General features: G+C 74.5%; 21 protein-coding genes, 2 tRNA genes and 2 pseudogenes. 8 read left to right on the forward strand and 17 right to left on the reverse strand.

The window, feature by feature from the left end; genetic code table 11:
- The 7 genes and pseudogenes from EBN88_RS15625 to EBN88_RS15655 form a co-directional block, all read right to left on the reverse strand.
- A pseudogene (locus EBN88_RS15625) lies at nt 1-237 on the reverse strand (histidinol-phosphatase); the annotation flags it as partial.
- Nucleotides 238-466: 229 nt separating this feature from the next.
- The gene (gene arfA / locus EBN88_RS15630; protein WP_122184493.1) at nt 467-1990 is read right to left on the reverse strand and encodes an arabinosylfuranosidase ArfA; all 1524 of its coding nucleotides are present in this window, start codon (nt 1988-1990) and stop codon (nt 467-469) included.
- Between the two features lie 157 nt (nt 1991-2147).
- Nucleotides 2148-2438, reverse strand: a pseudogene (locus tag EBN88_RS15635) (ABC transporter permease subunit); the annotation flags it as partial.
- 55 nt (nt 2439-2493) lie between these two features.
- Entirely contained in the window at nt 2494-3519 is a 1026-nt protein-coding gene (locus EBN88_RS15640; RefSeq protein WP_122184510.1) for an NADP-dependent oxidoreductase, read from the reverse strand.
- Nucleotides 3520-3675: 156 nt separating this feature from the next.
- A complete protein-coding gene (locus EBN88_RS15645) occupies nt 3676-4530 on the reverse strand; it encodes an SMP-30/gluconolactonase/LRE family protein (protein ID WP_122184495.1) in 855 nt (284 codons plus the stop codon).
- A 78-nt stretch (nt 4531-4608) separates the two neighbouring features.
- Nucleotides 4609-5379: an IclR family transcriptional regulator gene (locus EBN88_RS15650; protein ID WP_122184496.1), complete on the reverse strand. Its 771-nt coding sequence runs from the start codon at nt 5377-5379 to the stop codon at nt 4609-4611.
- A 163-nt stretch (nt 5380-5542) separates the two neighbouring features.
- Nucleotides 5543-5845 carry a YtxH domain-containing protein gene (locus EBN88_RS15655; protein WP_122184497.1) on the reverse strand — a complete coding sequence of 101 codons (303 nt, stop codon included), beginning with the start codon at nt 5843-5845 and terminating at the stop codon, nt 5543-5545.
- Nucleotides 5846-6012: 167 nt separating this feature from the next.
- On the opposite strand from EBN88_RS15655, the gene EBN88_RS15660 reads away from it, so the two are divergent.
- Nucleotides 6013-6085: transfer RNA gene (locus tag EBN88_RS15660), tRNA-Asn, on the forward strand.
- A gap of 188 nt (nt 6086-6273) precedes the next feature.
- Nucleotides 6274-6347, forward strand: a tRNA-Ile gene (locus EBN88_RS15665).
- A gap of 171 nt (nt 6348-6518) precedes the next feature.
- On the opposite strand, the gene EBN88_RS15670 is transcribed toward EBN88_RS15665, so the two are convergent.
- From EBN88_RS15670 to EBN88_RS15700, 7 genes are all read right to left on the reverse strand, one after another.
- Entirely contained in the window at nt 6519-7313 is a 795-nt protein-coding gene (locus EBN88_RS15670) for an SAM-dependent methyltransferase (protein ID WP_122184498.1), read from the reverse strand.
- Nucleotides 7314-7483: 170 nt separating this feature from the next.
- The gene (locus EBN88_RS15675) at nt 7484-8422 is read right to left on the reverse strand and encodes a decaprenyl-phosphate phosphoribosyltransferase (RefSeq protein ID WP_122184499.1); all 939 of its coding nucleotides are present in this window, start codon (nt 8420-8422) and stop codon (nt 7484-7486) included.
- Between the two features lie 28 nt (nt 8423-8450).
- The gene (locus tag EBN88_RS15680; RefSeq protein WP_122184500.1) at nt 8451-9611 is read right to left on the reverse strand and encodes a glycosyltransferase family 4 protein; all 1161 of its coding nucleotides are present in this window, start codon (nt 9609-9611) and stop codon (nt 8451-8453) included.
- The gene (locus EBN88_RS15685; protein ID WP_122184501.1) at nt 9608-10591 is read right to left on the reverse strand and encodes a lysylphosphatidylglycerol synthase domain-containing protein; all 984 of its coding nucleotides are present in this window, start codon (nt 10589-10591) and stop codon (nt 9608-9610) included. The genes EBN88_RS15680 and EBN88_RS15685 overlap by 4 nt, the downstream gene beginning before the upstream one ends.
- The gene (locus EBN88_RS15690) at nt 10569-11660 is read right to left on the reverse strand and encodes an NAD-dependent epimerase/dehydratase family protein (protein WP_267902567.1); all 1092 of its coding nucleotides are present in this window, start codon (nt 11658-11660) and stop codon (nt 10569-10571) included. The genes EBN88_RS15685 and EBN88_RS15690 overlap by 23 nt, the downstream gene beginning before the upstream one ends.
- A gap of 130 nt (nt 11661-11790) precedes the next feature.
- Nucleotides 11791-13161 (reverse strand): ABC transporter substrate-binding protein, encoded by a 1371-nt coding sequence (locus EBN88_RS15695; RefSeq protein WP_122184502.1) that lies wholly within the window; start codon nt 13159-13161, stop codon nt 11791-11793.
- The gene (locus tag EBN88_RS15700; RefSeq protein ID WP_122184503.1) at nt 13158-14297 is read right to left on the reverse strand and encodes an endonuclease/exonuclease/phosphatase family protein; all 1140 of its coding nucleotides are present in this window, start codon (nt 14295-14297) and stop codon (nt 13158-13160) included. The genes EBN88_RS15695 and EBN88_RS15700 overlap by 4 nt, the downstream gene beginning before the upstream one ends.
- A gap of 568 nt (nt 14298-14865) precedes the next feature.
- Between EBN88_RS15700 and EBN88_RS15705 the strand changes: the two genes are divergently transcribed.
- A complete protein-coding gene (locus EBN88_RS15705; protein WP_199742375.1) occupies nt 14866-16326 on the forward strand; it encodes an NB-ARC domain-containing protein in 1461 nt (486 codons plus the stop codon).
- A 241-nt stretch (nt 16327-16567) separates the two neighbouring features.
- Here EBN88_RS15705 and EBN88_RS15715 read toward each other — a convergent pair whose 3' ends face one another.
- Complete coding sequence (locus EBN88_RS15715; RefSeq protein WP_122184504.1) at nt 16568-16939, reverse strand: hypothetical protein; 372 nt, start codon at nt 16937-16939, stop codon at nt 16568-16570.
- Between the two features lie 192 nt (nt 16940-17131).
- On the opposite strand from EBN88_RS15715, the gene EBN88_RS15720 reads away from it, so the two are divergent.
- From EBN88_RS15720 to EBN88_RS15735, 4 genes are all read left to right on the forward strand, one after another.
- Complete coding sequence (locus tag EBN88_RS15720; RefSeq protein ID WP_122184505.1) at nt 17132-17845, forward strand: SDR family oxidoreductase; 714 nt, start codon at nt 17132-17134, stop codon at nt 17843-17845.
- A gap of 207 nt (nt 17846-18052) precedes the next feature.
- A complete protein-coding gene (locus EBN88_RS15725) occupies nt 18053-18985 on the forward strand; it encodes an RDD family protein (RefSeq protein WP_122184506.1) in 933 nt (310 codons plus the stop codon).
- A gap of 143 nt (nt 18986-19128) precedes the next feature.
- Nucleotides 19129-22305: a DUF6531 domain-containing protein gene (locus tag EBN88_RS15730; RefSeq protein ID WP_147472736.1), complete on the forward strand. Its 3177-nt coding sequence runs from the start codon at nt 19129-19131 to the stop codon at nt 22303-22305.
- A gap of 270 nt (nt 22306-22575) precedes the next feature.
- Entirely contained in the window at nt 22576-23058 is a 483-nt protein-coding gene (locus EBN88_RS15735) for a DUF7919 family protein (RefSeq protein ID WP_233580706.1), read from the forward strand.
- Here EBN88_RS15735 and EBN88_RS15740 read toward each other — a convergent pair.
- On the reverse strand, nt 23036-23506 hold the full coding sequence (locus tag EBN88_RS15740; RefSeq protein WP_122184508.1) for a nitroreductase family deazaflavin-dependent oxidoreductase: 471 nt from the start codon (nt 23504-23506) through the stop codon (nt 23036-23038). The genes EBN88_RS15735 and EBN88_RS15740 overlap by 23 nt on opposite strands.
- 129 nt (nt 23507-23635) lie before the next feature.
- Here EBN88_RS15740 and EBN88_RS15745 point away from each other — a divergent pair, with 129 nt between their 5' ends.
- Nucleotides 23636-24352, forward strand: coding sequence for a TetR/AcrR family transcriptional regulator (locus EBN88_RS15745; protein ID WP_122184509.1), 717 nt, complete (start codon nt 23636-23638; stop codon nt 24350-24352).
- A gap of 14 nt (nt 24353-24366) precedes the next feature.
- On the opposite strand, the gene EBN88_RS15750 is transcribed toward EBN88_RS15745, so the two are convergent.
- A partial coding sequence (locus EBN88_RS15750) for an MFS transporter (RefSeq protein ID WP_122184513.1) occupies nt 24367-25008 on the reverse strand: 642 nt, incomplete at its 5' end.

The raw sequence follows: 25008 nt of genomic DNA on the forward strand, positions 1-25008 counted from the left end.
GCCCCGGCTCGCGGCCGCCGCCGGGGCGGCGACGGCGCCGGCGGCCAGCCCGGCCCCGGCCATGCCGGCGCCGAGCAGCCCGGCGGAGCGCAGCACACCCCGGCGGGAGAGCTGGCCCGGGCTCAACTCCTCGTCGGGAACGGCCAGATCGAGCGCCTCGGGCAGCGGTCTCGCCTCGGCCTCGTGGTGCGGGTGGTGGTGGTCATGACCGTGATGGTGGTGGTGCCCGTGGCCCATGGTGCTGCTCCCGGCGGTTGGTTGTGGCCTGAACAACCGCACTCTCCGACCGCCGCGTGAACGGCGGATGAGCGGAAGGGGACACCAACGCGCCCGCAGAGCGGCTGTTTTCGGACACCCCGGGCGTCGCGCGGCGGATGCCGCGCCCTGCGGGAACGGGACAGCCCGCCGCCGCCCGGACGGCGAGGTCGACGGGCGGCGGCGGGTGCTCGGACGGGCGGACGCGCGGTCAGGCCAGGCGGATCACGTTCCAGGAGAGCGGCTCCAGGGTGGCCTTCAGCGTGCCGCCTTCGAGGGTGGTCCCGGTGCCGGCGTGCGGGATGACGCGGTCGGGCTCGTCGGCGGTGTTGCGGGCGTCGGGGTCGGCGTCGGAGAGCACGCTGTGCTCCACGACCTCGCCGAGGTCCAGGCCGGCCAGCGTGACCTCAAGCGGCAGCGCCTCGCGCTGGTCCCGGTTGACGGCGAACACCGTGACGGCGCCGGTCTCCTCGTCCCGCACCGCCGTGGCGTGCAGCAGGTCCACCTCGCCGTACCTGGCGGTCTCGTGGGTCGGGCTCTGCGGGCGCACCTCAAGCACGGTGCCCCGGCCGTACCTCGACGCCTGGGCGAACGGGTAGAAGATGGTCTGCCGCCAGGCCGGGCCGCCGGGCACGGTGGCGATCGGCGCGATGACGTTGACCAGTTGGGCCTGGCAGGCGACCTTGACGCGGTCGGCGTGGCGGAGCAGCGCGATCAGCAGCGACCCGACGACGACGGCGTCGGTCACCGAGTAGTTGTCCTCCAACAGGCGCGGGGCCTCGGCCCAGTCCTCGCCCCGGCCCTCGTCGCTGAGCTGCGGCGCGCTGCCGTCCTGGTACCAGACGTTCCACTCGTCGAAGGAGAGGTTGACGCGCTTCTTCGACTTCAGCCGGGCGCCCACGTGGTCGGCGGTGGCGACCACGTTCTCGATGAAGGACTCGGTGTCCACGGCGGAGGCCAGGAACGAGTCCCGGTCGCCCTCCTGCTCGTAGTAGTACGCGTGCAGCGAGATGTGGTCGACCAGTTCGTAGGAGTGCTCAAGAACGGTCGACTCCCAGCTGGCGAACGTCGGCATCCCCTGGCTGGAGCTGCCGCAGGCCACCAACTCGACGTCCGGGTCGATCTGCCGCATGGCGCGGGCGGTCTCGGCGGCCAGCCGGCCGTACTCCTCGGCGGTCTTGTGGCCGGTCTGCCAGGGGCCGTCCATCTCGTTGCCCAGACACCACAGGCGGATGTCGAACGGCTCCCGGTCGCCGTGCTCGGCCCGCAGCTCGGACAGCGCGGTGCCGCCGGGGTGGTTGGCGTACTCCTGGAGTTCGATGGCCTCGGCGACGCCCCGGGTGCCCAGGTTGGCGGCCAGCATGGGGGCGGCGCCGACCTTGCGGACGAAGTCGACGAACTCGCTGAGCCCGAACTGGTTGCTCTCGGTGGACCGCCAGGCCAGGTCGAGCCGGCGAGGCCGGTCCTCCTTGGGGCCGACGGAGTCCTCCCACTTGAAGCCGGAGACGAAGTTGCCGCCCGGGTAGCGGACGACGGTGACGCCCATCTCCTTCACCAGGTCGAGGACGTCGGTGCGCAGCCCGGCCTCGTCGGCGCTCGCGTGGCCCGGCTCGTAGACGCCGTTGTAGACGCAGCGCCCCAGGTGCTCGACGAAGGAGCCGAAGATCCGCTCGTCCACCGGGGAGACGGCGAAGGCGGGGTCCAGGGTGAAACGGGCGGTGTGCTCAGAACTCATGCGGGTCCCTGCTTGCTCAACGGGGCGTTCGGATGCGTCGATCGCATTCGTTCGAAATTTCGCACTGCGATCGCAACTTCGAACAAAATCTATGGTCGGAACGATCCCCCGTCAACGGCTCCGGGGGATCGTTCCGACCCGTCTCAGCGCGGGGACCTCACTGGCCGGCGATCCCGGTGTGCGCCACGCCCCGGACGATCTGTCGCTGGAAGAAGACAAACACGATCAGCAACGGAGGCGCGGCCAGCAGGGCGCCCGCCATCACATGCGCCCAGCGCACGCCGAACGAGGACTGCACGGTGGCCAGCCCGACCGGCAGCGTGGCCAGGTCCGGATCGGTGGTGCCCAGATACGGCCACATGAAGTTGTTCCAGGACCCGATGAAGGTGAAGATCGACACGGCGGCGAGCACCGGCCGGGAGAGCGGCAGCACGATCTGGAGGATCACCAGCAGGCCGGAGGGGCACCCCGCGAGCGCGAAGTGCCCCTCCTCGGGCGGGTGTTCAGCCCTCCAGGCTGACCAGCATCTTCCCGACGTTGCCCCCGCGCATCATGGCGAGAAACGCCTCCGTCGCGCGCTCGATGCCCTCGCACACCGTCTCCCGGTAGCGCAGTTGACCGGCGCGCAGCCACTCCGCCGTCTGCCGGAGGAACTCCTCGCGCCGCTCCTGGTGGTCCGTCACCAGATAGCCCTCGACCCGCAGCCGCCTGCCCAGCACCAGGCCCAGATTGCGCGGCCCCGGAGCCGGCTCGGTGGCGTTGTAGGAGGAGATCAGCCCGCAGACGGCCACCCGGCCGAAGACGTTGAGCGCGTCCAGCGCGGCCTCCAGATGGTCGCCGCCCACATTGTCGAAGTAGACGTCGATCCCCTCGGGGGCGGCCTTGGCCAGCTGCTCGCCGACGGGCGCCGCCTTGTAGTCGACGGCCGCGTCGAAGCCGAACTCCTCGGTCAGCAGCCGGGTCTTCTCGGGCCCGCCCGCGCTGCCGATCACCCGGCTCGCGCCCAGCAGCCTGGCCATCTGCCCCGCCGGGCCGCCCACCGCGCCGGCGGCGCCCGAGACGAAGACGACGTCACCCTCCCGGACCCGGGCGATGTCCTTCATGCCCACGTAGGCGGTGAGCCCGGTCATGCCGAGCACGCCGAGGAACGCGGTGTCGGGCACGTCGAGGTCCCGGGGCACCGGAACGGCGTCGGCGGCCGGCAGGGTGGCGAACTCCCGCCAGCCCTGGTGGTGCGTCACCAGGTCGCCGACGGCGAAGCCCTCGGCCCGCGAGGCCACCACCTCGCCCAGCGCGTCCCCAAGCATCGGCTCGTCGAGTTCGAAGGGCGCGATGTAGGACCTGCCGGCGTTCATCCGGCCGCGCATATAGGGGTCGACGGACAGATACCGGTTGCGCACCAGGATCTCTCCCGCGCCCGGCTCGCTGACCGGCGCGGTGCGCAGGGCGAAGTTCGCGTCGGTCGGCCAGCCCGTCGGGCGGGCGACCAGATGCCACTCGCGTCCGGCGGTGGGCAGGGTGGTGGGCAGGGCCATGGGGAAACCGCCTCCTGAAGCGTCGTCGTTCGCGTGGACCGCGCCGCGCGCACCCGGCGTGCCGACCGCACGGTCCTGACCCCCGAGGCAACGAGCGACCGGCCCCCGCGCATTCCGGAGCGCGCCAACTCCCCTGCGGGCGACCCGCGTTCAGCCGGCGAAGGCGGGCTGCGGAAGACCCCGGCCGATCCCGGGCAGCACCAGCAGCGAGCCGGCCAGCGGCTCGGCTTCCGGCTGGATGCCCACCCGCGCGGTGCTCACATACAGATCGGTCAGTCCCGGCCCGCCGAACGCGCAGGCCGTGGTCCTGGTGGCCGGCAGCTCCACGGTCATCTCCAACGCTCCCTCGGGGGTGAACCGCCGCACCACGCCGCCGTCCCAGAACGCCACCCACAGGCAGCCGTCGGCGTCCACCGTCATCCCGTCAGGGAAGCCCGACAGCCGCCCGGTGTCCACCAGCACCCGCCGCTCGGCGATCGAGCCGTCCTCCGCGACCGCGCAGGCGTCGATGCGGCGGGTCGGGGTGTCGATGTAGTAGAGCGTGCCGCCGTCCGGACTCCAGCCGAGCCCGTTGCTGACGGTCACCTCGGGCAGCACCGTCGTGGCCGCGCCGTCCGGCGCGACCCGGATCAGGGAGCCGCCGCCCGGCCGCTCGTCGTAGCGCATGGAGCCGGCCCACAGCGAGCCGTCGGGCGCGACGGCCGCGTCGTTGCCCCGCCGGCCCGGCACCGCCTCGCGGTGCAGCCAGCGGAACGCGCCGTCCGCGTCGTACACCCCGACGCCGTCGCGGAGGTTGACCACCAGGCCGCCGCCCCGGCGGGGCCTGGCCGCGCCGACGTGCTGCTCGGTCGGCAGCACCACCCGGCGGCCCGTGGCCGGATCGAACCCGTGGACGCGGGCGGAGAGGATGTCCACCCACAGCAGCCGCTCGGCGACGGGGTCCCAGGTGGGTCCCTCCCCCAGCTCGGCCCGTGCTCGAACCGCGATCTCCCAGCCGTGTCCCACGGCGACTCCCCTTCCCCGCCTGCTGTTCGCGTACTGTGCCGGCGCGCGCACGGTGCCGTGCGCCGCCCGGCCGGGCCGTCAGCCGGCCCGGTGGTGACCCAGCCGCTCGGAGAGCCGCCCCGCGCCCTCGCGCGCCAGCTCGGTCAGCTCCCGTTGCCGCTCCTCGCTCCAGCGGATCATCGGGACCGAGACGCTCAGCGCCGCGACCACCCGGCCCGAGCGGTCGCGCACCGGCGCGGCCACGCAGGTCACGTCCGCGTTGGACTCCTGGCTCTCGGTCGCGACCCCGCGCTCGGCGATCTCGGCCAGCGCCCGGCGCAGCGTCGCCACGTCCGTGATCGAGTTGGGCGTCATGGCCGGCAGCTCGCCCTCGGGCAGCCGCGCGTCCAGCTCCTCCGCGGAGAGCGAGGCCAGCAGCATCTTTCCGACGGCGGTGCAGTGCGCCGGCAGCCGCCGGCCGGCGGCCGAGACCATCCGCACGGCGTGGGTGCTGTCGACCTTGGCGATATAGATCACGTCGGTGCCCTCAAGCACCGCGACATGGACCGTCTCCCCGCAGGTCTCGGCGACCGAGCGGGCGACCTGCTGGCCCTCGGCGGCCAGGTCGAGCTGCTCCGCGTAGCGGCTGCCGAGCTGGTAGGTGCGCACCCCCAGCCGGTAGCGGCCCGGCTGCTCGGCCACCGGCACCAGATAGGAACGCGCCGCCAGCGTGGTCACCAACTCGTGCACCGTGGTGCGCGGGAGTTGGAGACGGCGGGTGATCTCGGGCGCGGACAGCGTTCCGTCGCCTTCGAGAAAGAGTTCCAGTATGTCCAGTGCCCGGCTGACCGCCGGTACCCGTCTCCCCATGCCCGTTGCCTCCCCGACCGCACAGGTCCTGCTCGCCATGTTCGGCATCCCGACCATGAGACGACATGCCGAACACCACGCTAGCCACCGACGCGACTCTCGGCAATGCCCACCGACCGGACCCGAGGCGGAGGCGACGGGGCCCGGCCGGCTCAACGACCCGTCAGCGGGTGCCCCAGTCGTCGGCGAGCGCGGTGTCGGACGCCTCGCGTTCGCCGCCCACCGCCCGCAGCCGGCCGGCGACGCCCTCGGGGAGGCGGTCCCCGGCCCGGTCGGCGACCACCTCGGCCGCCTTGGCGGCGGCCCGCCGCCCGGCGTGCGCGGCGGAGTCGACGCTGTTCCGCACGGCGGGGTTGGTCCTCAACCGCTCGGCCGCGGCCGCCAGTTGCTCGTACCGCTCACGCCCGGCCCTGGCGCCCAGAACGTACCCGACCGCCACTCCCGCGATGAACACCAGCTTGCGCATGGGATGCTCCTCTTCTCGCTTCCGTTGATCTTCTCCTGACCCGCCCGGCCCTCCATAAGCGGGTGACTCGGATACGGATTTCGAAGCACCCCCTCACATGCGCTAATGTATGGCCCGCAGCGCGGTGTCGCCTCCGCCCCGGTGGTGGCCGACTCCGAGCGGAGCAGTCCCCTGTAGCTCAATTGGCAGAGCAGCCGGCTGTTAACCGGCAGGTTACTGGTTCGAGTCCAGTCGGGGGAGCATCACTCCAAGGGCCCCGTTCGGGGCCCTTCGTCGTATCCGCGGCATCTCTCCCCGAACCCCGGGAACCGATCACCCCGTGCCCGGTGTCCCTGCCTGCGTACGCCCGGGCCGGCCCGGGCGGCAGATCGTATGAGCAGCTATGCTGCGGCAGACGGCGCGCACAGATGTGCGCGGCACGCCGAGAAGGGGCAGTAGCTCAGCCGGTTAGAGCAACGGACTCATAATCCGTCGGCCGTGGGTTCGAGTCCCACCTGCCCCACCTTCTCGCACGCGGAGAACGCGCCCCCGACCCGTGGCTCCCGTCCCTCCGCTGGCCCGAGCTGGCGGCCGAGCGGCGGGCGGCCGTGGGCGGGACCGGGCTGAACGCCGGTGGGGCACCGGGCCGTTGCCGGCCCGGTGCCGCCGTCCCGAGGCGCCGGGGACGCCGTGGTCAGGGCTTGCGGGCGACGGCGCCGTACTGGTGGACCTCCTCGGGCAGGCCCAGGGCCAGGGTGTCGGGCCGCCAGCGGGAGCAGGAGATCAACCCCGGCTCCACCAGCTCCAGTCCGTCGTAGAACGGCCGCAGCTCCTCCGGATCGCGCAGGATGTACGGCACCGGGGCCTGCGCGTTGTACCCGGCGATGGCCGCCACGTAGTCCTCGCTGGTGCTGGTGCTGTCGTAGTGCACCAGATAGCTCCCGGACGGCAGTCCCGCGACCAGGCGACGGGTGATCGACCGGGCCTCGTCGAGGTCCTCGATGTGCCCGAGGATGCCCATCAGCATCAGCGCGACGGGGCGGGTGAGGTCCAGGTGCTCGGCGGCGTGTTCCAGGATGGCCTCCGGCTCCCGGATGTCGGCCAGGAGGTAGCGGGTCGTGCCCCGCGGCGCGCTGGTCAGCAGCGCCCGCGCGTGGGCGATGACCAGCGGGTCCTTGTCCACGTAGAGGGTGCGGGCCTCGGGGTTGACGCGTTGGGCGATCTCGTGGGTGTTGTCCACGCTGGGCAACCCCGTGCCGATGTCGAGGAACTGCCGCACGTCGCGCTCCTCCGCCAGGTGACGCACCGCGCGGGCGAGGAAGTACCGCGCGGCCCGCGCGCCGACGGTGATGCCGGGGAAGCGCGCCCGGAACGCGTCGCCCGCCACCCGGTCCACCTCGTAGTGGTCGCGCCCGCCCAGCCAGTAGTTCCAGATCCGCGCGGAGTGCGGCACCGTGGTGTCGATGGCGTCACCGGTGTTCTCGTTCATGTGCTGCTCTTCCTGACGACTGCTTCGCACTGCCGGTGGCCCGCCGGCGCATGGGCCATGCGGGCCAAGTGGCGATTATGCGCACGGAGTTCACCCATCCGCACGGTGTGGAGCCGAACCGTTCGCGACGGGGGACCGACAAGCCGCCCGGGCGCGGCCGACGGCGCGGCTCAGCCGTACACGACCACGCCGAGCGTGCCGAGCCAGACCACGGCGAGCGTCTGCAACACGCGGTCGCCCAGGACGACCTCGTCGGGTTCGCCGGCCCTCCCCCGGTCGACCTCCATGGCGTACCGCAGCACCGCCATGACGAACGGGGCGATCGACAGCAGCGGCCACACCGGGCTGTTCTCGGCCTCCCGGATCTCGAACGCCCACATGCTGTAGGTGGTGACGAGCACCGTGGCCGAGAGCGCCCACACGAACCGCAGGTAGGAGGCCGAGTACGCCTCCAGCGACCGGCGGAACCCGGTGTGGGTGCGCTCGGCGAGCATCCGCTCGGCGTAGCGCTTGCCGGTCACCATGAACAGCGATCCGAAGCCGGCGACCAGCAGGAACCACGGGGAGAGCGCGATGCCGGTGGCCACGCCGCCGGCGATGGCGCGCAACAGGAAGCCGGAGGAGACACAGCAGATGTCGAAGACCGGCTGGTGCTTGAGCCAGAGGCAGTACGCCAGCTGGATCGTCACATAGGCGCCGAGCAGGGCCGCCAGCTCCCAGCGGGCGAGCGCGGCCAGCGCCACCGCCCCGGACAGGAGCACCCCGGCGACGGCCAGCGCCAGGTGGACCGGCACGACGCCGGCCGCTATCGGCCGGTCCCGCTTCGTGGGGTGGGCCCGGTCGGCCTCGACGTCCCTGGCGTCGTTGACGAGGTAGATCCCGGACGCCGCAAGGGAGAACGCCACGAACGCGATCGCCAGGCGCGGTGCGGTGCCGCCGTTCAGCAACGCGCCGGCGGCGAACGGCGCGGCGAGCACCAGGACGTTCTTCGTCCACTGCCGGGGGCGCATCGCGCGGAGCAGCCCCACGGCCGCGCCGCTCGGGCGGGCGGGGGCGCGCGTCGGAACGGGGTGCGCGGAGGCGCTTCGTCGCGCGGACGACGTGGTCATACGCAAGGCTCCTCGTCTCTCCCGACGGTCAGTCGGCGTGCCCGAGGGGCGCTCCGGAGGAGGCCCGGTCGAACAGTTCCTGGTAGGCGTCCAGGCACGCGGCGACGCCGAAGCGGTCGCGCGCCTCCTTGGCGTGGACGGCCCGCCGCTCGGCGGGGAGGTCGCGCAGCTCCTCGACCGCCCGCCAGACCGCGTCCGGGTCGCGGGGCGGCGCGAGTCGGCCGAAGCCGGTGGCCACCACGGGATACCTGCCGCCCGGCAGGTCCGAGGTGACGCAGGGGACGCCGGCCATCATGGCCTCGGCCTGCACGATGCCGAAGGACTCGGCCACCGAGGGCAGGGCGAAGACGTCGATCGACGCGTAGAAGTCGGCTATCTGACGGCCCCTCAGGAAGCCCAGCAGCGTGATCCGCCGGTCGTCGCCGATGGCGGCCCTGACCTCGGCGACGGCGCTCCTGCCGCGCACGTCCTCGTGGTCGCCGCCGATGAGCAGCCGGTCCTGGGGCGCGGCGTGCCGGCGGAAGGCGCGCACCAGGTACGGGATGCCCTTGTCCTCGACGATGCGGCCCAGGAATCCGACGTGCAGCCCCTCGGAGGAGCGGTACACCGGCCGGCCGCCCTCCCGGTGCACGCAGGGCGCGGAGATCGCCTGCCACGGGCGGGTGCGGATCACCGGCCACTGCAACGAGTACCTGGCCTGGTCCTCGCTGTTGACGACGACGGCCGTCGAGCGGGCGAGCGCGTGCCGCGCCGACCGGTTGACGGCGGCCACCTGGAGCGGGGTGGTCAGCGTGCGGGGCACCCAGACGTCGATGTGGTAGGTGCTCACCACGGGGACGTTCCCGCAGCGGGCCGCGATCCGGGCCGCCTCCAGCATCGGCAGGTGCAGGTTGAGCACCCGGGAGCGCCGGGCGACCAGGGAGACCAGCTTCGGGAAGCCGGGGGCCACCACGCCTCGGCCGACGTGGGCGAGGACCGGGGCGCGGAACACCTCGACGCCCGCGATCCGTTCGCGGCGCGGCAGGGAGCGGTCGTGGCGGGAGGTGACGACCGCGACGGACCTGCCGCGCGCGGCCAGCCCCTCGGCGAGCACGCGGGCCACCTCGGTGAGCCCGCTCACATAGGGCGCGTAGTAGTTGAGAGCGATGCAGACGTCGTAGCGCGGGTCTTCCGTTCGCGCGTCGTTCACGGTCCTGCTCCTTCCGGGACGGGGACGCCGGCCCGCTGGTGCGCGCGCCGGTCGGCGAGGGTGGCCGCGAGGGCGACCAGGCACTCGCCGAAGAGGGTGAGCAGCCGGCTGGCGGCGGCGACCACGCCGGCGGCGGGCAGCGGCAGCAGGGTGGCCAGCACGCCGACGAGGACCGCCTCCCGGGCGCCGAGGCCGCCGGGCGCGATGACGACGAGGCTGCCGACGACGGTCGCCAGGGCCAGCCCGCCGACCGCCGGCGGCAGGGCCGCCAGCGGTGGCGCCCCCAGCGCCAGCGCGAGGAACCACACGTGCAGGCCGGTGACGACCCAGCCGAGGACGGACAGCAGCAGGCAGGCGCGGACCGCGCCGGGCCGCACCCGCTCCGCCGGACCGCCGGTGACCCGGGCCAGCAGCCGGCCCAGTCCGTGGGTGATCAGCCGGGGCCGGGCCAGCACGGCGAGGAACGCGGCGGCGAGCACCGCGACCAGCGCGGTCGGCCAGGGTCCGCTCGCCCACCCGCCTCCCAGCACGGCGACCGTGCCGACCAGCGCGCCCGCGCTGAGCGACGCCCCCAGGCTGACGGTGAAGGCGGTGACGACCAGCAGCCGGGGAACGCCCCGACGCCCCGCCAGTTCCGCCTGCACCATGGCGGGCCACAGCGAGCCCGGCAGGTACTTGCCGAGCTGCCCCACCAGGCACACCCGCAGGCAGCCGCTCAGCGGCAGAACGGCCCCGGTCCCGGTCAGCGCGGCCCGCCAGGCCAGCGCGGCCACCACAGCGCCGGCCGAGGTCGCCAGCAGCGCGGCGGCCAGCGGCACGGGGTGCAGGGAGCGGGCGGCGTCGAACGTCTCGGCCCCGTTGCCGACCAGCCAGGCGACCAGCCCGGCCAGCACGGCCGCCAGCGCCAGGGCGGTCCAGACCGCGCGCCGCGGGCGGCGGGCGGGGCGGCGCGCCCGTTCAGAACGCCAGCTTCGCGACACGGAGGGCCCCCTCCCGCCAGGGTGACCGGTGGGTGCGCCCGGCGGGGGTGCCGGTCACGGCCGCCTGGTTCTCCCGCCACCAGCGGTAGGTGCGCAGGATCGACGCGCGGTTGGACCACCGGGGCCGGAAGCCGAGCGCGGCGGCGGCGCGGTCGGTCGTCACATAGGAGTCGCGGCGCAGCTTGGCCAGCAGCCGGCCGTAGACGGGCGAGAGCCCGGTGGAGTCCAGCAGGCGCAGCAGCGGCAGGGCGGGGCCGGCGGGCACGGCGCGGACCCGGCGGCCGTAGCCGGCCTCGTCGAGCACCGCCTGGAAGTCCTCGGCGAGGGTGCCGAACTCGGTCGCGGCGATGTTGAAGTCGGAGTTCACCCGCTCCGCCGGGCCGCGCGCGGCGGCGCACGTCGCGGCCACCAGGTCCTCGACGTCGAGCATCTGGGTGCGCACCCGCCCGCCGTCGAGGAGCGGGAAGTGCCGGCCCTCGTCGGCCCACTGGAAGAGCATGGCGAAGAGGCCGAGGCGCTGCGGGCCGAGGAAGGTCTTGGGCCGCAGCACCGGCACCGTCAGGCCCGAGGCGCGGGCCGCGCGGCAGGCCAGCTCCGCCTGGATCTTGGCCCGGCTGTAGGGGTCGACGGGCCCGAAGTCGGCGGTCTCGGGGGTCGGCACGTGCTCCGGCAGGCCGTAGACCGCCGTCGATGAGACGTGCACCACGCGCGGCACGCCGGCCGAACGGGCCGCCGTCAGCACCGACTCGGTGCCGCGCACGTCGACGTCGGCGATCTCGGCGGCCGGGTAGCTGGGCAGCGCCGCCGCCGCGTGGACCACGACGTCGGCGCCGCGCACGGCGGCGAGCACGGCCGCGGTGTCCCGCACGTCGGCCCGCACCGTCCGTGGCCGTGGCCCCGGCGCCCCGGCGGGCGCGAGGTCGTGCACCTCGGGGGCCACGTCCAGGGCGACGACGGTGTCGCCGTCGCCCAACAGCCGTTCGACCAGCGGCCGTCCGAGCATTCCGGCGGCCCCGGTGACCGCGACCGTGAGCGGGGTGCGCCGCCCGTCGCGCGTCGGTTCGCTCACCACTCCACTCACCGCTGCCTCCACCCTTGTCGTGCCTTGTCGTGGTCGCCCGCCGGGGTGGCGGGCCCGGCGGGCCCCTCGGGGGCGGGGCGCCGGCCGCCGGTCGCGGCCGTGGCGTCCTTCGGGCCGCTCACTCCGCCGGCCAGCCGGTCTCGATCTCGCGCAGCACGTCCTCGGTCTCCGCGCCGAGGAGCCAGTCGGTCATGCCGGACCAGAACGACCCGGTGCCCACGGCCGACGGCATGAGGTCGGAGCCGTCGAACCTGACGACGGCCTCCGGGTGTTGGAGCAGCTCGGCGGCGAGTCGCTCGGCCTCGCCCGGGACGCGGGCGGCGTCGAGTCCGCTGTTGGGCGAGACCCAACTCCCCAGTTCGGCACGGCTGTTGGCGAACTCTGGGCCGGCCAGGTAGGCCCGTACCGCCTCGACCTCCGGGCGGTCGGCGAAGCCGACCACGAAGTGCCCACCGACCACCGTGGCGGGCGCGGCCTCGGCGGTGATCGGCGGCAGCGGGAAGGCCGCCACGTCGCCGTCCGCGCCGATCTCGGTGCCCGAGGGCCAGTGGGTCGCGAACGACGACGCCTGGTTGTACAGGGCGCAGCCGCCCTCCAGCAGGCGTTGGCCGGCCACCTGGTACGGGGTCTCGGCGATCGCCGTGGCGTCGCCGCCGGCGCCGTCCCCGGCGAGGTCCGGGTCGCGGAGGATCGCGCCGGCCCGTTCGGCCGCCGCCACGACGCGCGGGTCGTCGAACGGTATGGCGTGCTCGACCCAGGCGTCGTAGACCTCGGGACCCTCGGCGCGCAGCAGCACGTCCTCGATCCAGTCGGTCGCCGGCCAGCCGGTCGCCACCCCGGACTCGATGCCGACGCACCACGGGGTCGTACCGGTGGCGGCGATCTCGGCGCTCAGCTCGGTCAGTTCGTCCCAGGTGCGCGGGACCGTCCAGCCGTGTTCCCGGAAGAGGTCGGCGTCGTACCAGACGAAGCCCTTGACGGTGGCGTCCAGCGGCGTGGCGTACAGCTCGTCGGCGACCGTTCCGTAGGCCAGCCAGCTCGGCGAGAAGTGGGCGCTGGCGGCCGTCGCGACGTCGCCGGCGGCGGGCGCCAGCACGCCCCGCTCGGCGAGGGCGCGGACCAGGCCGGGTTGGGGGACGAGGGCCACGTCCGGCGGGTTGCCCTCGGCGACCAGCTCGCCGATCCGGGTCTCGAAGTCGTCGCTGCCCTCGTAGGCGAGGTCGATGCCGGTGCACTCGGTGAACGTCGCCCAGGACTCCTGGAACCGTTCCGCCTCGGCGCCCCGGACGGGGCTGAACACGCTGACGGTGGTGCCCTCGTGGCCCTGGTAGGCGGCGTAGGCGGCGCAGGGGTCGTCCCCGGCCGCGGCCCCCGAGCCGGGGGCGGCCTCCGTCTCCTCGGCGGCGGGTGCGGACGAGCAGCCGGCGGCCAGCGCCACGGCGGCGGTGAGGGCGACGACCACGGTCACCCCACGGTTCGTGGTGTTCAACGGTCTTCCTCCGGTCCGGTGGGCACGGTCAGTTCGAGCAGTTGCGCGGTGTGGTCGGAGTTGCCACGGGGGTCGAGGAACTCGTAGTCGCGGACGCCGAGTCCGCCGGCCACGAGCGCCCAGTCGTTGCGCCACAGCCGGGGGACGCCGCCCCCGACCCGCCAACTCGTCGGGTGGAGCAGGCCGGTGCTGGCGACGGCGTCGGTGGTGACGTCGAGCAGCGCGCGGTTGTCGCCCATGGCGGGGCTGGTGTTGAAGTCGCCGGCGACGAGCAGCGGCCGGGGGTTGTCCTCGACCGCCTCGGCGAGCGCCCGGTACTCCTCGGCCCGGCGTTGGCCGCGCTCCCGGATCTCGCGGTAGAAGTCCGGCGTCAGCGGGTTCTCCTCCATCATCAGCTGGACGGGCATGTGCACGTTGTAGGTGGAGATCACCTCCTCCCCGACCGCGAGATCGACCCGCAGCCCGTAGGGTGCCGGGAAGGCGAGCGCGGGCTCGTCGCGGGAGTGGACGACGTCCCGCCCGGCGACCGGCAGCCGTGACAGGGTGAGCAGGGTGCCGTCGGCGACCGCCTCGTACTCGGGGAACGCCTCCCGCACGTCGGCGACTTCGGTGATCGGGACGGGCGTCTCGTCGACGCGGCGCATGTGCTCCTGGAGCAGGTACACGTCCGCGTCGAGGGACCTGAGGTAGGAGAAGAGCGCGCCCCGGTCGCGGCGGTCGGTCCAGATCCCGTCGCGGTTCTGCGCCCAGTAGTCGGTGTTCAGGGTCACCACGCGCACGGTCGGCCCGGGACCGGCCGACCAGTCGGGCCCGTCGAGCGCGGCGAGGTTGATCCCGGACCAGGGCAGGCCCACCACCAGGGCGATGGTGGCCCGCCCCAGGACCAACAGCCGCCAGCCGCGCAGGAAGGCCCCGGCGGCGAGCAGCAGCAGGGGGACGGCGAGGAAGGTGATCGGCGGCAGCATCCCGGGGATGACCCAGAGCCAGAAGTTCCCGGTGAGCACATTGTGGGCCAGTGCGAAGACCATCCAGACCAGCGCCGCCGTGGCGACGACGCGCACCAGGAGCGGGCGCGGTCGCGGCGGCGCGTCCTCGGGGAAGGGCTCGTCGGTGAGGGTGTCGGCGGTGGTTGTCACGAAGCGGTTCTCCTCGGGGCGCTGAGTGGACCGGTCTCCCGAGCGGGGCTGGGGCGGACCTCGGCGATTGCTCTTCGCTTTCGCAACTGCGGAAACGTCGGCAACGGCGGTGGCGGCGTGCACCAGGTTCGCGATGACCGCGTGCGGCCGGCAAGAGGCTCCGGTTGTCCCGGACGGCATGTCCGTCCTTTTCCCGCGCCCTTTTCGGCGCCGTTCACGACGTCTTCTCCGGCGCTTTCTCCGGCGACCCCGGCGGCCTGTCCGGATGACCGTCCGGTCCGTCCGATGCTTTCGGACAGGACAGGGGCGCACCGGGTTCCGTTACTTTTCACGGGGAGTCCGACCAATTTCGTTCATCTGAGGCCGCTTTCATGCCAGATGGCAGCGAAACTCAGCGAACTCCCCCTTAGGGGCCGTCCCAACCGGTCCGGGCCGAACTGTGGGACATTCGGGCGCCGCCGTCCGCCCGTCCCCCCGACACGCGACCACACAAGGTGCTATGCATCCCATGATTCATCGCCCGTGCAACGGGTCAGGCTTGCGTGGATCGATCGTTGAGGGGAGATACATGCAGCGCTTCCGATCGCACCCCGACATGCCCTGCCCGCAGCAGATCACCACCGTTGGCGAGTTCGTCCACGCCCTGGGGAAACTCAAGTCCGCCTCGCGCCTCACCTTCCGACAGCTGGAGGAGCGAGCCTCCCGCTGTGGCGAGTCCCTGCCCCGCAGCACCATGGCGGACATGCTGAGACGACCGACGCTGCCACGGGCCGAGCTGGTGGCGGCGTTCGTGCGGGCCTGCGGCTGCTCGCTGGGAGGCGTCGACGCCTGGCTGGCGTCGCACCGCCGGCTCGCGCACCTCAGCCGGACCCCTCCCGCCGGCCACTTCCCCTCCCACACCCCCCGCGCCGAGCACGTCCGGCCGGCGCCGCCGGCCGGACGTGCCGCTTCGACAGGGGCCATTCCCAGTCAACTCCCCCCGGTGCCCGGCGCGTTCACGGGCCGGGACGCCGAACTGGGCGCGCTCGAACAGGTCACGACCGGGGTCGACGGCGTCGGGCTGGTGGTGGTCACCGGGACGCCCGGCATCGGCAAGACCAGCTTCGCGCTCCGCTACGCCCACCAGGTGGCCGACCGCTACGCCGACGGCCACCTCTACCTCGACCTGCGCGGCCACTCACCGGCCCCGGCGCTGCGGCCGATCGAGGCGCTGGAGAGCCTGACGCGGAGCCTCGGCGACGAGGCGTGGCGCGCGCCGGCGACCCTGGAGGAGGCCGCGGCCCGCTACCGGTCCCTGTTGGCCGACCGAAGGATGCTGCTCCTGCTCGACAACGCCGCGTCCGCCGAACAGGTGCGGCCGTTGTTACCCGGCACGCCACACGGCCTGACCCTGATCACCAGCCGCCGGCGGCTCTCCGGCCTGCTCATCTGGGAGGGCGCGCACCGGATCAGGCTGGGCGTCCTCCCGGCCGAGGACGCCCGGAGGCTGCTGGCCCGGCTGCTCGGCACGCGGCGGGTGGCCGCGGCGCCGGAGCAGACGGCGGCGCTGATCAGCGCCTGCGCCGGCCTGCCGCTGGCCCTGCGGATCGCCGCGACCCAACTCGCCGACGAGCCCTGGCGTCCGCTCCAGGACTACGTGGCCGAACTGCGCGGCCACGGGCTGGCCGCCCTCTCCCTCAACGACGAACGGCGCACCGTCAGTTCGGTCTTCGACCTCTCCTACCGGAAGCTCGACGCGGTGACCCGGCGGGTGTTCCGGCTCCTCGGGCTCGTGCCGAGCCGGGACATCACGGTGGACGCCGTGGCGGCCCTCAGCGGCACCACACCGGCCACGGCGCGGGGGCTGCTCCGCTCGCTCACCGAGGCGCACCTCCTGGACGAACACGCCCCCGGCCACTACCGCTTCCACGACCTGCTGCGCCAGTACGCGCGGCAGCTCGCCGAGGTGGAGGACCCGGCCGACGCCCGCGCCGAGGCACGCGAACGGCTGACCGCCTGGCTCTACCGCACCCCGACGGCCGCCGGGTAGGGATCGCCCCTTCCCGTGCGGCTCGTTCGGTCGACGGGGCCGGACAGCGCGCCCCGCCGCCGTGGTGGGGGCGGCGCCGGACCACCCGGCCCGCTCCCCGGGGCCGGGCCGGGTCCGGCGGGCGGTCAGCCGGGCGGCGGCGCAAGCGCGTTGTCACGGGAACACCACCAACAGCCGCGAGGGCGGAGCTTTTTCCGCCGGATGCCGTCATCATCTCAAGTCCCCCACACCGTTGGCCTCATCACCCAGAGGGGGACACCGTGACCCATCCGGAACAGCAGCCGGCCCCGACCGTCTGGAGCGGTCCGCACAACCCGACCGGGCCCCGGCCGCCGGTGCCGCCGAGTCGCCCGAAGCGGACGCACTCCAGCGGCGCGTTCGACGCCGTCATCGCCAACGGGCTTCCCGGGGACCCGAGTCGGATGACCGTCAACGAGGGCGAGTACCGCGAGACCACGGGCTGCTCCTGGGAACCGCGCTGACCCGCCCGGTCCCCGTCCGGCATGGCGGGGACCGGCCGGGCCTCGGCCTCGCGCACCAGCGCGCCGAGCGCGACCAGCAGCACGGCCGCCGCCGTGCCACACACCAACCGCCAACCGCCGTTACCGGTCATCCCGCACGCACCCCCGTACGCACCCGCACGCTCCGCGTCAGTCCGTTGTCCCGAGGACGCCGGCGGGGCGCCGCGCGGTTCCCGGCGGAACGCGGTGACCTGGCCGGCCTTGACATCGAGAGCGCTCCAACTGGTGCACTGCGTCCGTCCGTCAAGCGATCGCGGCCGAGCGCCGCACAAGGAGTTCTCGCCATGCCCACACACGGAGAAGCGTCCCCGGTCACCCTGATCACCGGCGGCGGCAGCGGCATCGGGGCCGCCGTCGCCCGGCGGCTGGTCGCCGCCGGGGGGCGCGTGACCGTGACCGGGCGCGGCACGGCGCGCCTTGACGCCCTCGCGAAGGAGGTGGCCGCCCCCGAACGGCTGTTGACCATCCCGGGGGACGCCGCCGACTGGCCGACCGTGCGGGACGCGGTGGCGGCGACGGTCGAACGGTTCGGTCGGCTGGACCACGCGGTGGCCAACGCCGGGCTCGCCAGCCACGACACGGTCACCGAGGGGGACCCGGAGAAGTGGCGGGAGATGGTGCTGACCAATGTCCTGGGCCCGGCGCTGCTGGTGCGGGCCGCCGTGCCGGCGCTGCGGGAGACCGCCGGGCGGCTCGTGTTCGTCGGCAGCGTCGCCGGGATGATCCATGTCCCGGGGAACCTGTACGGGGCGACCAAGTGGGCCATCACCGGGCTCGCCGAGAACACCCGGCGCATGGTGACCGGGGACGGGATCGGGGTCACGCTGATCGCGCCGGGCCGCACCGAGACGCCGTTCTGGGACGGCTTGGGCGAGTTGCCGGGCGGGCGGCTGCTCAGCGCGGACGAGGTGGCCGACTCGGTGATATGGGCCCTGGGGCAGCCGGCCGGCGTGGACGTGAACACCGTCACCGTGCGACCCGTGGGTCAGCCGAACTGAACGGGCCCCGGCGGCGTCCCTGGTAGGTAGGCGGCGCCGGACACCGACGGCTCCCCGTGGTGCGCCGGGCGGCCGGCGCCCGGGGCGTTGTCAGTGGGCGTCGCTACGATGTGGCACCGGAGAGTAACCGTCTGGCCATCCCCGGGGGGAGTTCGGGCGGGCTCGGCAGGGTGCGGGTCTTCGGGGAGAAGGAGTCGGGGGCAGGCCATGAGCGGCACGGGTGAGGGTTCGGGGGTGGCGGCCGGGGCCGGGCCGGGTGTGGACGCGGCGCGGGCGCCGGGGTGGCGGCGGGTCTCCGCCTGGCTGGTGGACTACGCGCTGGTCATCACGGTGGCGGTGCTGCTGGGCATCCTCACGTTCAACCGGATCAGCGCCATGCTCGGCGATGTCGAGGGGCTGGCGGGGACCGGGGTGTGGAAGGTCGTCACCTCGGACGGCGATCTCGCGGAGGCGGGGCAGGCGTTGGGCGAGTCGCTGTGGCGGCGCTCGATCCGCGCGGTGCGACAGGGCTTCGGTCTCCTGGTGTTGTGCGTCTTCCTCTACCAGTTCCTGGCGCTGGCCTTCGCCGGCACCACCCTGGGCAAGGCGCTGCTGGGGCTGCGGGTGAGCCCGGTGGCCGGGGCCGCCGGCGAGGTGCGCCGGCCGACGCGGCGGGCGGCGGCGGTCCGGGCGGCGGTCACCACGGTCGCCGACGTGGGGCTGTTGTCGCTGGCCTGCTGCCTGCTGCTGTCGGGCGTCTTCCTGGCGGCGGGGGTGGTCCTGGTGCTGACGGTGGTGGCGTATCTGGCCAACGCGATACCGGCGTTGGTGGGCGCCCGGCGCTCGCTCGCGGACCGGTTCGCCGGGACGCGGGTGCACGGCGGGCTGATCGGGACGACGGCCGCGCTGACCGCGCGGTACACGGCGCAGGGCGGCCGGGCCGCCTGGCAGGCGGCGCAGCGCGTCGCGGAGTCGGAGCGCACCAGGGCGGTGCTGGGCCGGGGCCGTCAACTGCTCCCGCAGGGGCGCCGGGAGAGCGCCGTCCCCGGCCCCGCCGACGGCATATCCGCCGACGGCATATCCGGCGGCGGCGCGCCGGCCGAGGGGCCGGCGGGTGACGGTGGGCGGCCGGCGGACGAGGGGGCGGCGCATCAGAAATGATCACTCTAGCAGCGAACATGGTTGGCTCGGACGCCTGTTGAACGGCTTCGCCCGTCGCTTTACGGTCGGTGAGCACAACAGGCCGATCGGGGGCGGCGTCGGGGCGCGGCCTCGCCGGTGGCCAGGGAAGGTGGAAGAGCGCCATGGCCGGGTCACCGTTGGAGGGTTCCCCACGGGGTGGGGTGCCCGAGGTCGAGGCGCCCTCGCTCGTCGAGCCTGAGGCTCTGTGGCGGGGGCCCTGGCTCGGCCCCGTCGATCCGGAGAGCGGTTGCCCTCGGCTGGCCCCGCTGTGGGGCGGCGAGGAGCGGCCGGCCGGGCGGCCGTTGCCGGGCCCCGACGGGGTGGACCCGCTGCGGGGTCGGCTCCGGCTGTCTGTCGAGGACGTCCGGCTGCCCGGGGTGTTGCCGCTGTCGCTGGCCCGCCACCACCGGGGGCGGACCAGGGCCGGGCGGGCGTTCGGCGTGGCCTGGGCCTCCACCCTCGACCAGCGGCTGTTGCTGCGGGACGGCTCCGTGCGGCTGGTGACGGAGACCGGCCGGCTGCTGCACTACCCGAGGCCGGAGGCGGGTTCGGGGCGTCCCGTTCTGCCGGAGCGGGGCGGCCGTTGGCCGTTGACCTGGGACGGCACCCCGGGCGGGACGATCACCGTGCACCGTCCCGAGGCCCGACTCACCCTGCGCTTCCGGTCGTTGCCGGGGAGCGGGGGCGCCGAGCTGCCGCTGGTCGCGGTCGTGGACGGCTGGGGCAACGCGCTGGCGGTCCGGCACGACGGCAGGGGCCGTCCCCGGGAGATCGCGCACAGCGGCGGCCACCGGCTGGGCATCGGGACGGACGACGCCGGCCGGGTCGTCGAGGTGCGGCTGCTGAGCGCCGCCGACCGGCCGGCCCTGCTGCGGTGCCGCTACGACCAGGCCGGCAACCTGACGGAGGTCGAGGACGCGGCCGGCGCGGTCGAGCGTTATGTCTACGACCGGGACCGCCGGATCGTGGAGCGCCGGGACCGGGCCGGGGACACCTTCCGGTACGGCCACGACGCCAGGGGCCGGATCAACGCGGTCTCGGGCCCCGAGGGCCTGCTCTCCCGCACCCTCGCATACCGGGGCCAGGTGACCACGGTGACCGACGCGCTGGGCAACCGCTGGGTCCACGAGCGCGACGAGGCGGGTCAACTGGTCGCGCTCACCGATCCGTTGGGGAACGTCACCCGGTACACCGGCGACACCGAGGGCCGGCTGCTGACCGTGGAGGACCCGCTCGGCGGGACCACCACCCACCGCTATGACGCGCTCGGCCACCTGGTCGAGACCGTCTGGCCCGACGGCACCCGCCGCGCCACCGAGCACGACGAGTGGGGCCGGCCCACGCGGCGCACCGCCGAGGACGGCGCCGTCACCGGGCTCACCTGGGACGAGCGCGGCGGCCTGGCCTCCGTGACGGCCCCCGGCGGCCGGAGCCTCCGGTTGACGTACCACCCGGGCGGCGGCCCGGCGACCGTGACCGACGCCCTCGGCTCGGTGTGGCGGTACACCTGCGACCGGACCGGGCTGCCCGTCGCCGTCACCGACCCGGCCGGCGAGACCACCGGCCTTGAGCGCGACGAGCGGGGCGCCGTGGTGCGGATCACCGGCCCGCGCGGCGACCAACGGCGCCTGGAACGCGACGCGTTGGGCCGGGTCGTCGCGCTGACCGACGCCCTGGGCGGGACGAGCCGCTGGCGCCGCGACCCGGTGGGCCGCCTCCTGGCGCACACCGATCCGGCGGGCGCGGAGACCGTGCTGGAGCGCGGCCCGCTGGGCGTGTGCCGTTCGCTGTCCCGCCCGGACGGCTCCGTGCTGCGGTACCGGTACGACGCCGAGTTGCGGCTGTCCGGGATCACCGACCCGGCGGGGCGGGAGTGGGAGTACCGCCATGACGCGGCGGGCCGGCTGGTCGAGTTGGCGGATGTCGGCGAGCGCCCGATCCGGCTGCGCCGCGACGCGGCGGGGCGCTGCGTCGGCTGGACCAACGGTGCCGGCCAGCGCGTCTCGCTGCGCCTCGACGCCAGGGGGCGGCTGGTCGAGCGGCGCACCGACCTGGGCCGGGACGTGTTCCGCTACGACCCGGTGGGCCGGCTGGTGGCGGCGGAGAACAGCGAGGTCCGGCTGACGGTGGAGCGGGACGCGTTCGGCGCCGTGTCGGCCGAGACGGTCGGCGACCTGACGGGGGCGGTGGGCGACCGCACGGTGGCGTACGAGCGGGACGCGGCCGGGCGGGCGACCCGGCTGTCGCGGCCCTCGGGCGCGGCGACCGAGCATCTGCGCGACGCCGTCGGCCGGTTGGTCGGGCTGACCGCCGAGGGCCACCAGGTGACGCTGGAGCTGGACCCCGACGGGCGCGAGGTGGAGCGGCGGTTCGGCAGGTCGGGCGCGGTGCGGCAGCGGTGGGACGCGGGCGGCCGGCTGGTCGGGCAGACCCTGTTGTCCGGCAGCTCGCGGCGGCGCCGCGCCTGGGAGTACCGCGCGGACGGCGCGCTGGTCGGCAGCACGGACGAGGTGGCCGGCTCGGTGACCTTCGAACGGGACGCGGCCGGGCGGCCCTCGCTGGTGCGGGACGCGACGGGCGAGGCGCGTTTCGCCTACGACGCGCTGGGTCAACTGGCGGGCGAGGGACGAGAGTTCGAGGGGCCGCTGCTGGTCGCCGACGCTTCTGGAGCCGGTTGGCGGCACGACGCGCGGGGCCGGGTGGTCGCGGTGACCCGCAAGCTGCCCTCGGGCGCGGTGGGCACCTGCCACTACACCTGGGACGCGCTGGACCGGCTGACCGATGTGGTGATGCCCGACGGGCGGCACTGGCACTATGTCCACGACCCGCTGGGCCGGCGGGTGGCGCGGCAGCTGTTGGACGAGTTCGGCGAGGTCAGGGAGCGTTCGGTGGTGGACTGGGCGGGCGGGCTCCCGGTCGCCCGCACGGAGCCAGACGGCTCGGTGACGAGTTGGCACTGGGCGCCCGGGGACCATCGGCGGCCGCTGGCGCAGACGGAGAGCGGGGGCCGGTTCCTCGCGGTGGTCACCGACCCGGACGGGACCCCGACGGAGCTGGTCGACGAGTTCGGCGACGTCGCCTGGCGCCGGCGGGCGACGCCGTGGGGCGCGCCGACCGGTCAGGGTTCCGACACGGCCCACTGCCCGCTGGGGTTCCCCGGCCAGCTCTACGACGAGGAGACGGGGCTCTTCCACGACTTCCGGCACGGTCACCGGGCCTACGACCCGGCCGACGCCCGCTGCCTCAGCCCGGTGGCCGACCCGGCGGGCCCGTTCACCCTGCTCCCCTGGAGGGGCTGAACGGCGGGCCGCGCGGCGGGGGCCGGCCAGGTCGGGTCAGCCGGAGCCCCGGCGTCGCAGCGCTCTCCCGCCTCGCGTCCATCGCCTGCTCCCTTCCCGTGCGACCCCCCGCGCGAGCTGCCGTTTCCCCGTTCGCCCACGGGCCGGGCGCACCGTTCGTCGGTGGTCCCCCGAGCGTGCCCAGGACCCGTTCGGGCATTCGCGACACGGCGGATGCGCGGGGACGGGACCGGCGCTAGGGTCGCTGGCGAACCGCACCGAGGAGCACGCATGACGTACTACGCCGACCTCAGCCCGTACACCCGAAGGCCCGAGAGCGTTCCGGCGGGGATCACGGCGCTCAACGTCGGTTGGCTCTCCTGGGCGCGGCGTTACCCCCGGTTCGCCCGGGGTGAGGTGCCCAAAGACTTCGTGGCGGCCCTGGGGTCGCTGTGCCGGGACGGGCAGCGGGAGCGGACCCGGGGCTTCCACCCGTGTGGACTCCCCCATCTGGTCGGCGAGCGGCGCCGGCCGGTGCGGATCGAGGTGGCGGGCGAGGAGGTGCTGCTGGGGAACGCGGAGGTCGCCGTCGTCGCGGCCTCGGGCGGGTGGCTGATCGCGCCGACGCTGGTGCACCACTATGTGACGCGGCACCGCTACCGGCCGCCGGAGGAGTTCGTCGAGGCGGTCCTCGCCGGCCGCCCGCTGGAGCGGGGCCGCCCGCTGGGGCGCCCGGAGGGCGAGGGCGCGGTCAGGGCCGCTTCCCGGCGCTGAAGCTCAGCTCGAAGACCGGGTGGTCGGCGGCCACCGCGCGCAGCTCCTCGTCCGAGGAGTCGGCGGTGACGCCCCGGAAGAACGCGTTGACCTGCTTGCCCCAGCGCGCGAGGTAGGCGCGCAGCAGCTCCGGCTTCCGCTCGTCGGCGACCTCCTCGGCGGTGAAGGGGCTGACCCTGCGGCCCAGGCCGAGCTGTCCCTCGCCGGCGGCGCGCAGGTTGTGCGTCCACTGCACATGGCCGCGCGGGGCCACCAGGTAGTACCGCCCGTCGACGACGAGCAGGTTGACCGGGGCGCGCCTGGGCTCGCCCGACCTCCGGCCACGGACGATCAGTTGGCGCGATCCCGCGACCCCGAACCCGAGCCGGTGCAGCCCGCTCATCAACGGGTTGGCGATCCGGCGCGTGGTCCAGCCGGGGCGCATGACATGGGGCTGGTGGGCGTTCATGGGAACCTCCGAGGCGGTCGCGTGAGCACTGCTCTTCGTTGAGAGCAACTGTGACAGAAGCGCCGCGCATAAGCAAGAGCAGTGCTCTCGTTCTTGGCCGCCGCTCCGAAAACTGGCACACTGCTCACCATGACCGCCATCCGCACCGCACGGGAACGCGCCCGCGACGAGGTCACCCGCGCCATCAAGGACGAGGCCCGCCGCCAGCTGGCCGCCGATGGCGCGAGCAAGCTCTCGCTGCGCGCCGTCGCCCGCGAGCTGGGCATGGTCTCCTCGGCGCTCTACCGCTACTTCCCCAGCCGCGACGAGCTGTTGACCGCCCTGATCGTGGACGCCTACAACGCCCTGGGCGACGCCGTGGACGGGGCCCTGCACGCCGCGCCGGACGCCGAACCCCTCGACGGCTGGACCGCCGTCTGCCGCGCCGCCCGCGCCTGGGCGCTGGCCCACCCGCACGAGTACGCGCTGATCCACGGCACGCCCGTGCCCGGCTACGCCGCCCCCGACGACACCTCGGGCCCCGGGGTCCGGCTGCCGCTGGCGCTGGCCGCCGTCGCCACGCGGGCCCGAGGGGCCGGCCGGCTCGCCCCGCCCGACGGCGGCCCCCCGCCGGCCCCCGTGCTCGCCGACGCCGCCATCCATGTCCCCGAGCACGCGCCCGAGTTGGAGCCGGAGACCCTGGCGGCGGTGCTGGCGGCCTGGGCGCAGCTGCTGGGGCTGCTGAGCACCGAGATCTTCGGCCAGTTCAACGGGGTGATCACGGCGCGGGAGCTGTTCTTCGACCACGCCGTCGCCGGGCTCGGGCGCTCGGTCGGCCTGCGCGCGGCCGGGGAGGCCGCCGGCTGAGCCGGGCGCTGGCGCTACCGCCGCCCCGGCGGCGCCACCGCGACCAGCGCCAGCGGGGCGGCGACCAGACAGGCCGCGCTCAGCACCAGCCACACCGGGTCGTAGCCGCCCAGCAGCTCACGCGCCGCGGCGGCCGCGAACGCCGCGACGCCGGCGCCCAGTTGGTGGAAGGTGGTGACCCAGCCGAAGACGATCGGGCCATCCGCCCCGAAGCGGTCGTTGGCCAGCGCGATCACCGGCGGCACCGTCGCGATGTCCACCAGCCCGTAGACCACCGTGAACGCCAGCAGCGCGGGCCCGGCGCCAGCCGCCAACGCCTGCGGCAGCGCCAGCAGCGTCAACGCCCGCACCGCGAAGTAGACGACCAGCAGCCGACGCGGGTCCAGCCGGTCGGTCAACCAGCCCGAGACCAGCGCCCCCAGCGCGGAGAAGATCCCGATCAGGGAGAGCATCGAGGCCGCCGCCGTCGCCCCCACCCCGTGGTCGTGCGCGGCCGGCACCCAGTGCGACCACATGATGCCGTTGGTGGTGGCGCCACAGATCGCGTAGACCCCGGCCAACAGCCAGAACGCGCCGGTGCGGGCGGCGCGCACCAGCACCCGCAGCCCGTGCGCGGCGGCGCCGGGGGCGCGCGGCGGCCGGGGCACGGGGCGCGC

It is taken from the genome of Streptomyces triticirhizae (genome assembly GCF_003696235.1).
GTDB classification, from domain to species: Bacteria; Actinomycetota; Actinomycetes; order Streptomycetales; family Streptomycetaceae; genus Streptomyces; species Streptomyces triticirhizae.

Coding starts and splice junctions, on each gene's coding strand:
- arfA (WP_122184493.1), bottom strand. CDS start 1,990: ATGAGTTCTGAGCACACCGCCCGTTTCACCCTGGACCCCGCCTTCGCC.
- EBN88_RS15745 (WP_122184509.1), top strand. CDS start 23,636: ATGACCGCCATCCGCACCGCACGGGAACGCGCCCGCGACGAGGTCACC.
- EBN88_RS15720 (WP_122184505.1), top strand. CDS start 17,132: ATGCCCACACACGGAGAAGCGTCCCCGGTCACCCTGATCACCGGCGGC.
- EBN88_RS15705 (WP_199742375.1), top strand. CDS start 14,866: ATGCAGCGCTTCCGATCGCACCCCGACATGCCCTGCCCGCAGCAGATC.
- EBN88_RS15730 (WP_147472736.1), top strand. CDS start 19,129: ATGGCCGGGTCACCGTTGGAGGGTTCCCCACGGGGTGGGGTGCCCGAG.
- EBN88_RS15725 (WP_122184506.1), top strand. CDS start 18,053: ATGAGCGGCACGGGTGAGGGTTCGGGGGTGGCGGCCGGGGCCGGGCCG.
- EBN88_RS15670 (WP_122184498.1), bottom strand. CDS start 7,313: ATGAACGAGAACACCGGTGACGCCATCGACACCACGGTGCCGCACTCC.
- EBN88_RS15715 (WP_122184504.1), bottom strand. CDS start 16,939: ATGACCGGTAACGGCGGTTGGCGGTTGGTGTGTGGCACGGCGGCGGCC.
- EBN88_RS15655 (WP_122184497.1), bottom strand. CDS start 5,845: ATGCGCAAGCTGGTGTTCATCGCGGGAGTGGCGGTCGGGTACGTTCTG.
- EBN88_RS15650 (WP_122184496.1), bottom strand. CDS start 5,379: ATGGGGAGACGGGTACCGGCGGTCAGCCGGGCACTGGACATACTGGAA.
- EBN88_RS15740 (WP_122184508.1), bottom strand. CDS start 23,506: ATGAACGCCCACCAGCCCCATGTCATGCGCCCCGGCTGGACCACGCGC.
- EBN88_RS15675 (WP_122184499.1), bottom strand. CDS start 8,422: ATGACCACGTCGTCCGCGCGACGAAGCGCCTCCGCGCACCCCGTTCCG.
- EBN88_RS15735 (WP_233580706.1), top strand. CDS start 22,576: ATGACGTACTACGCCGACCTCAGCCCGTACACCCGAAGGCCCGAGAGC.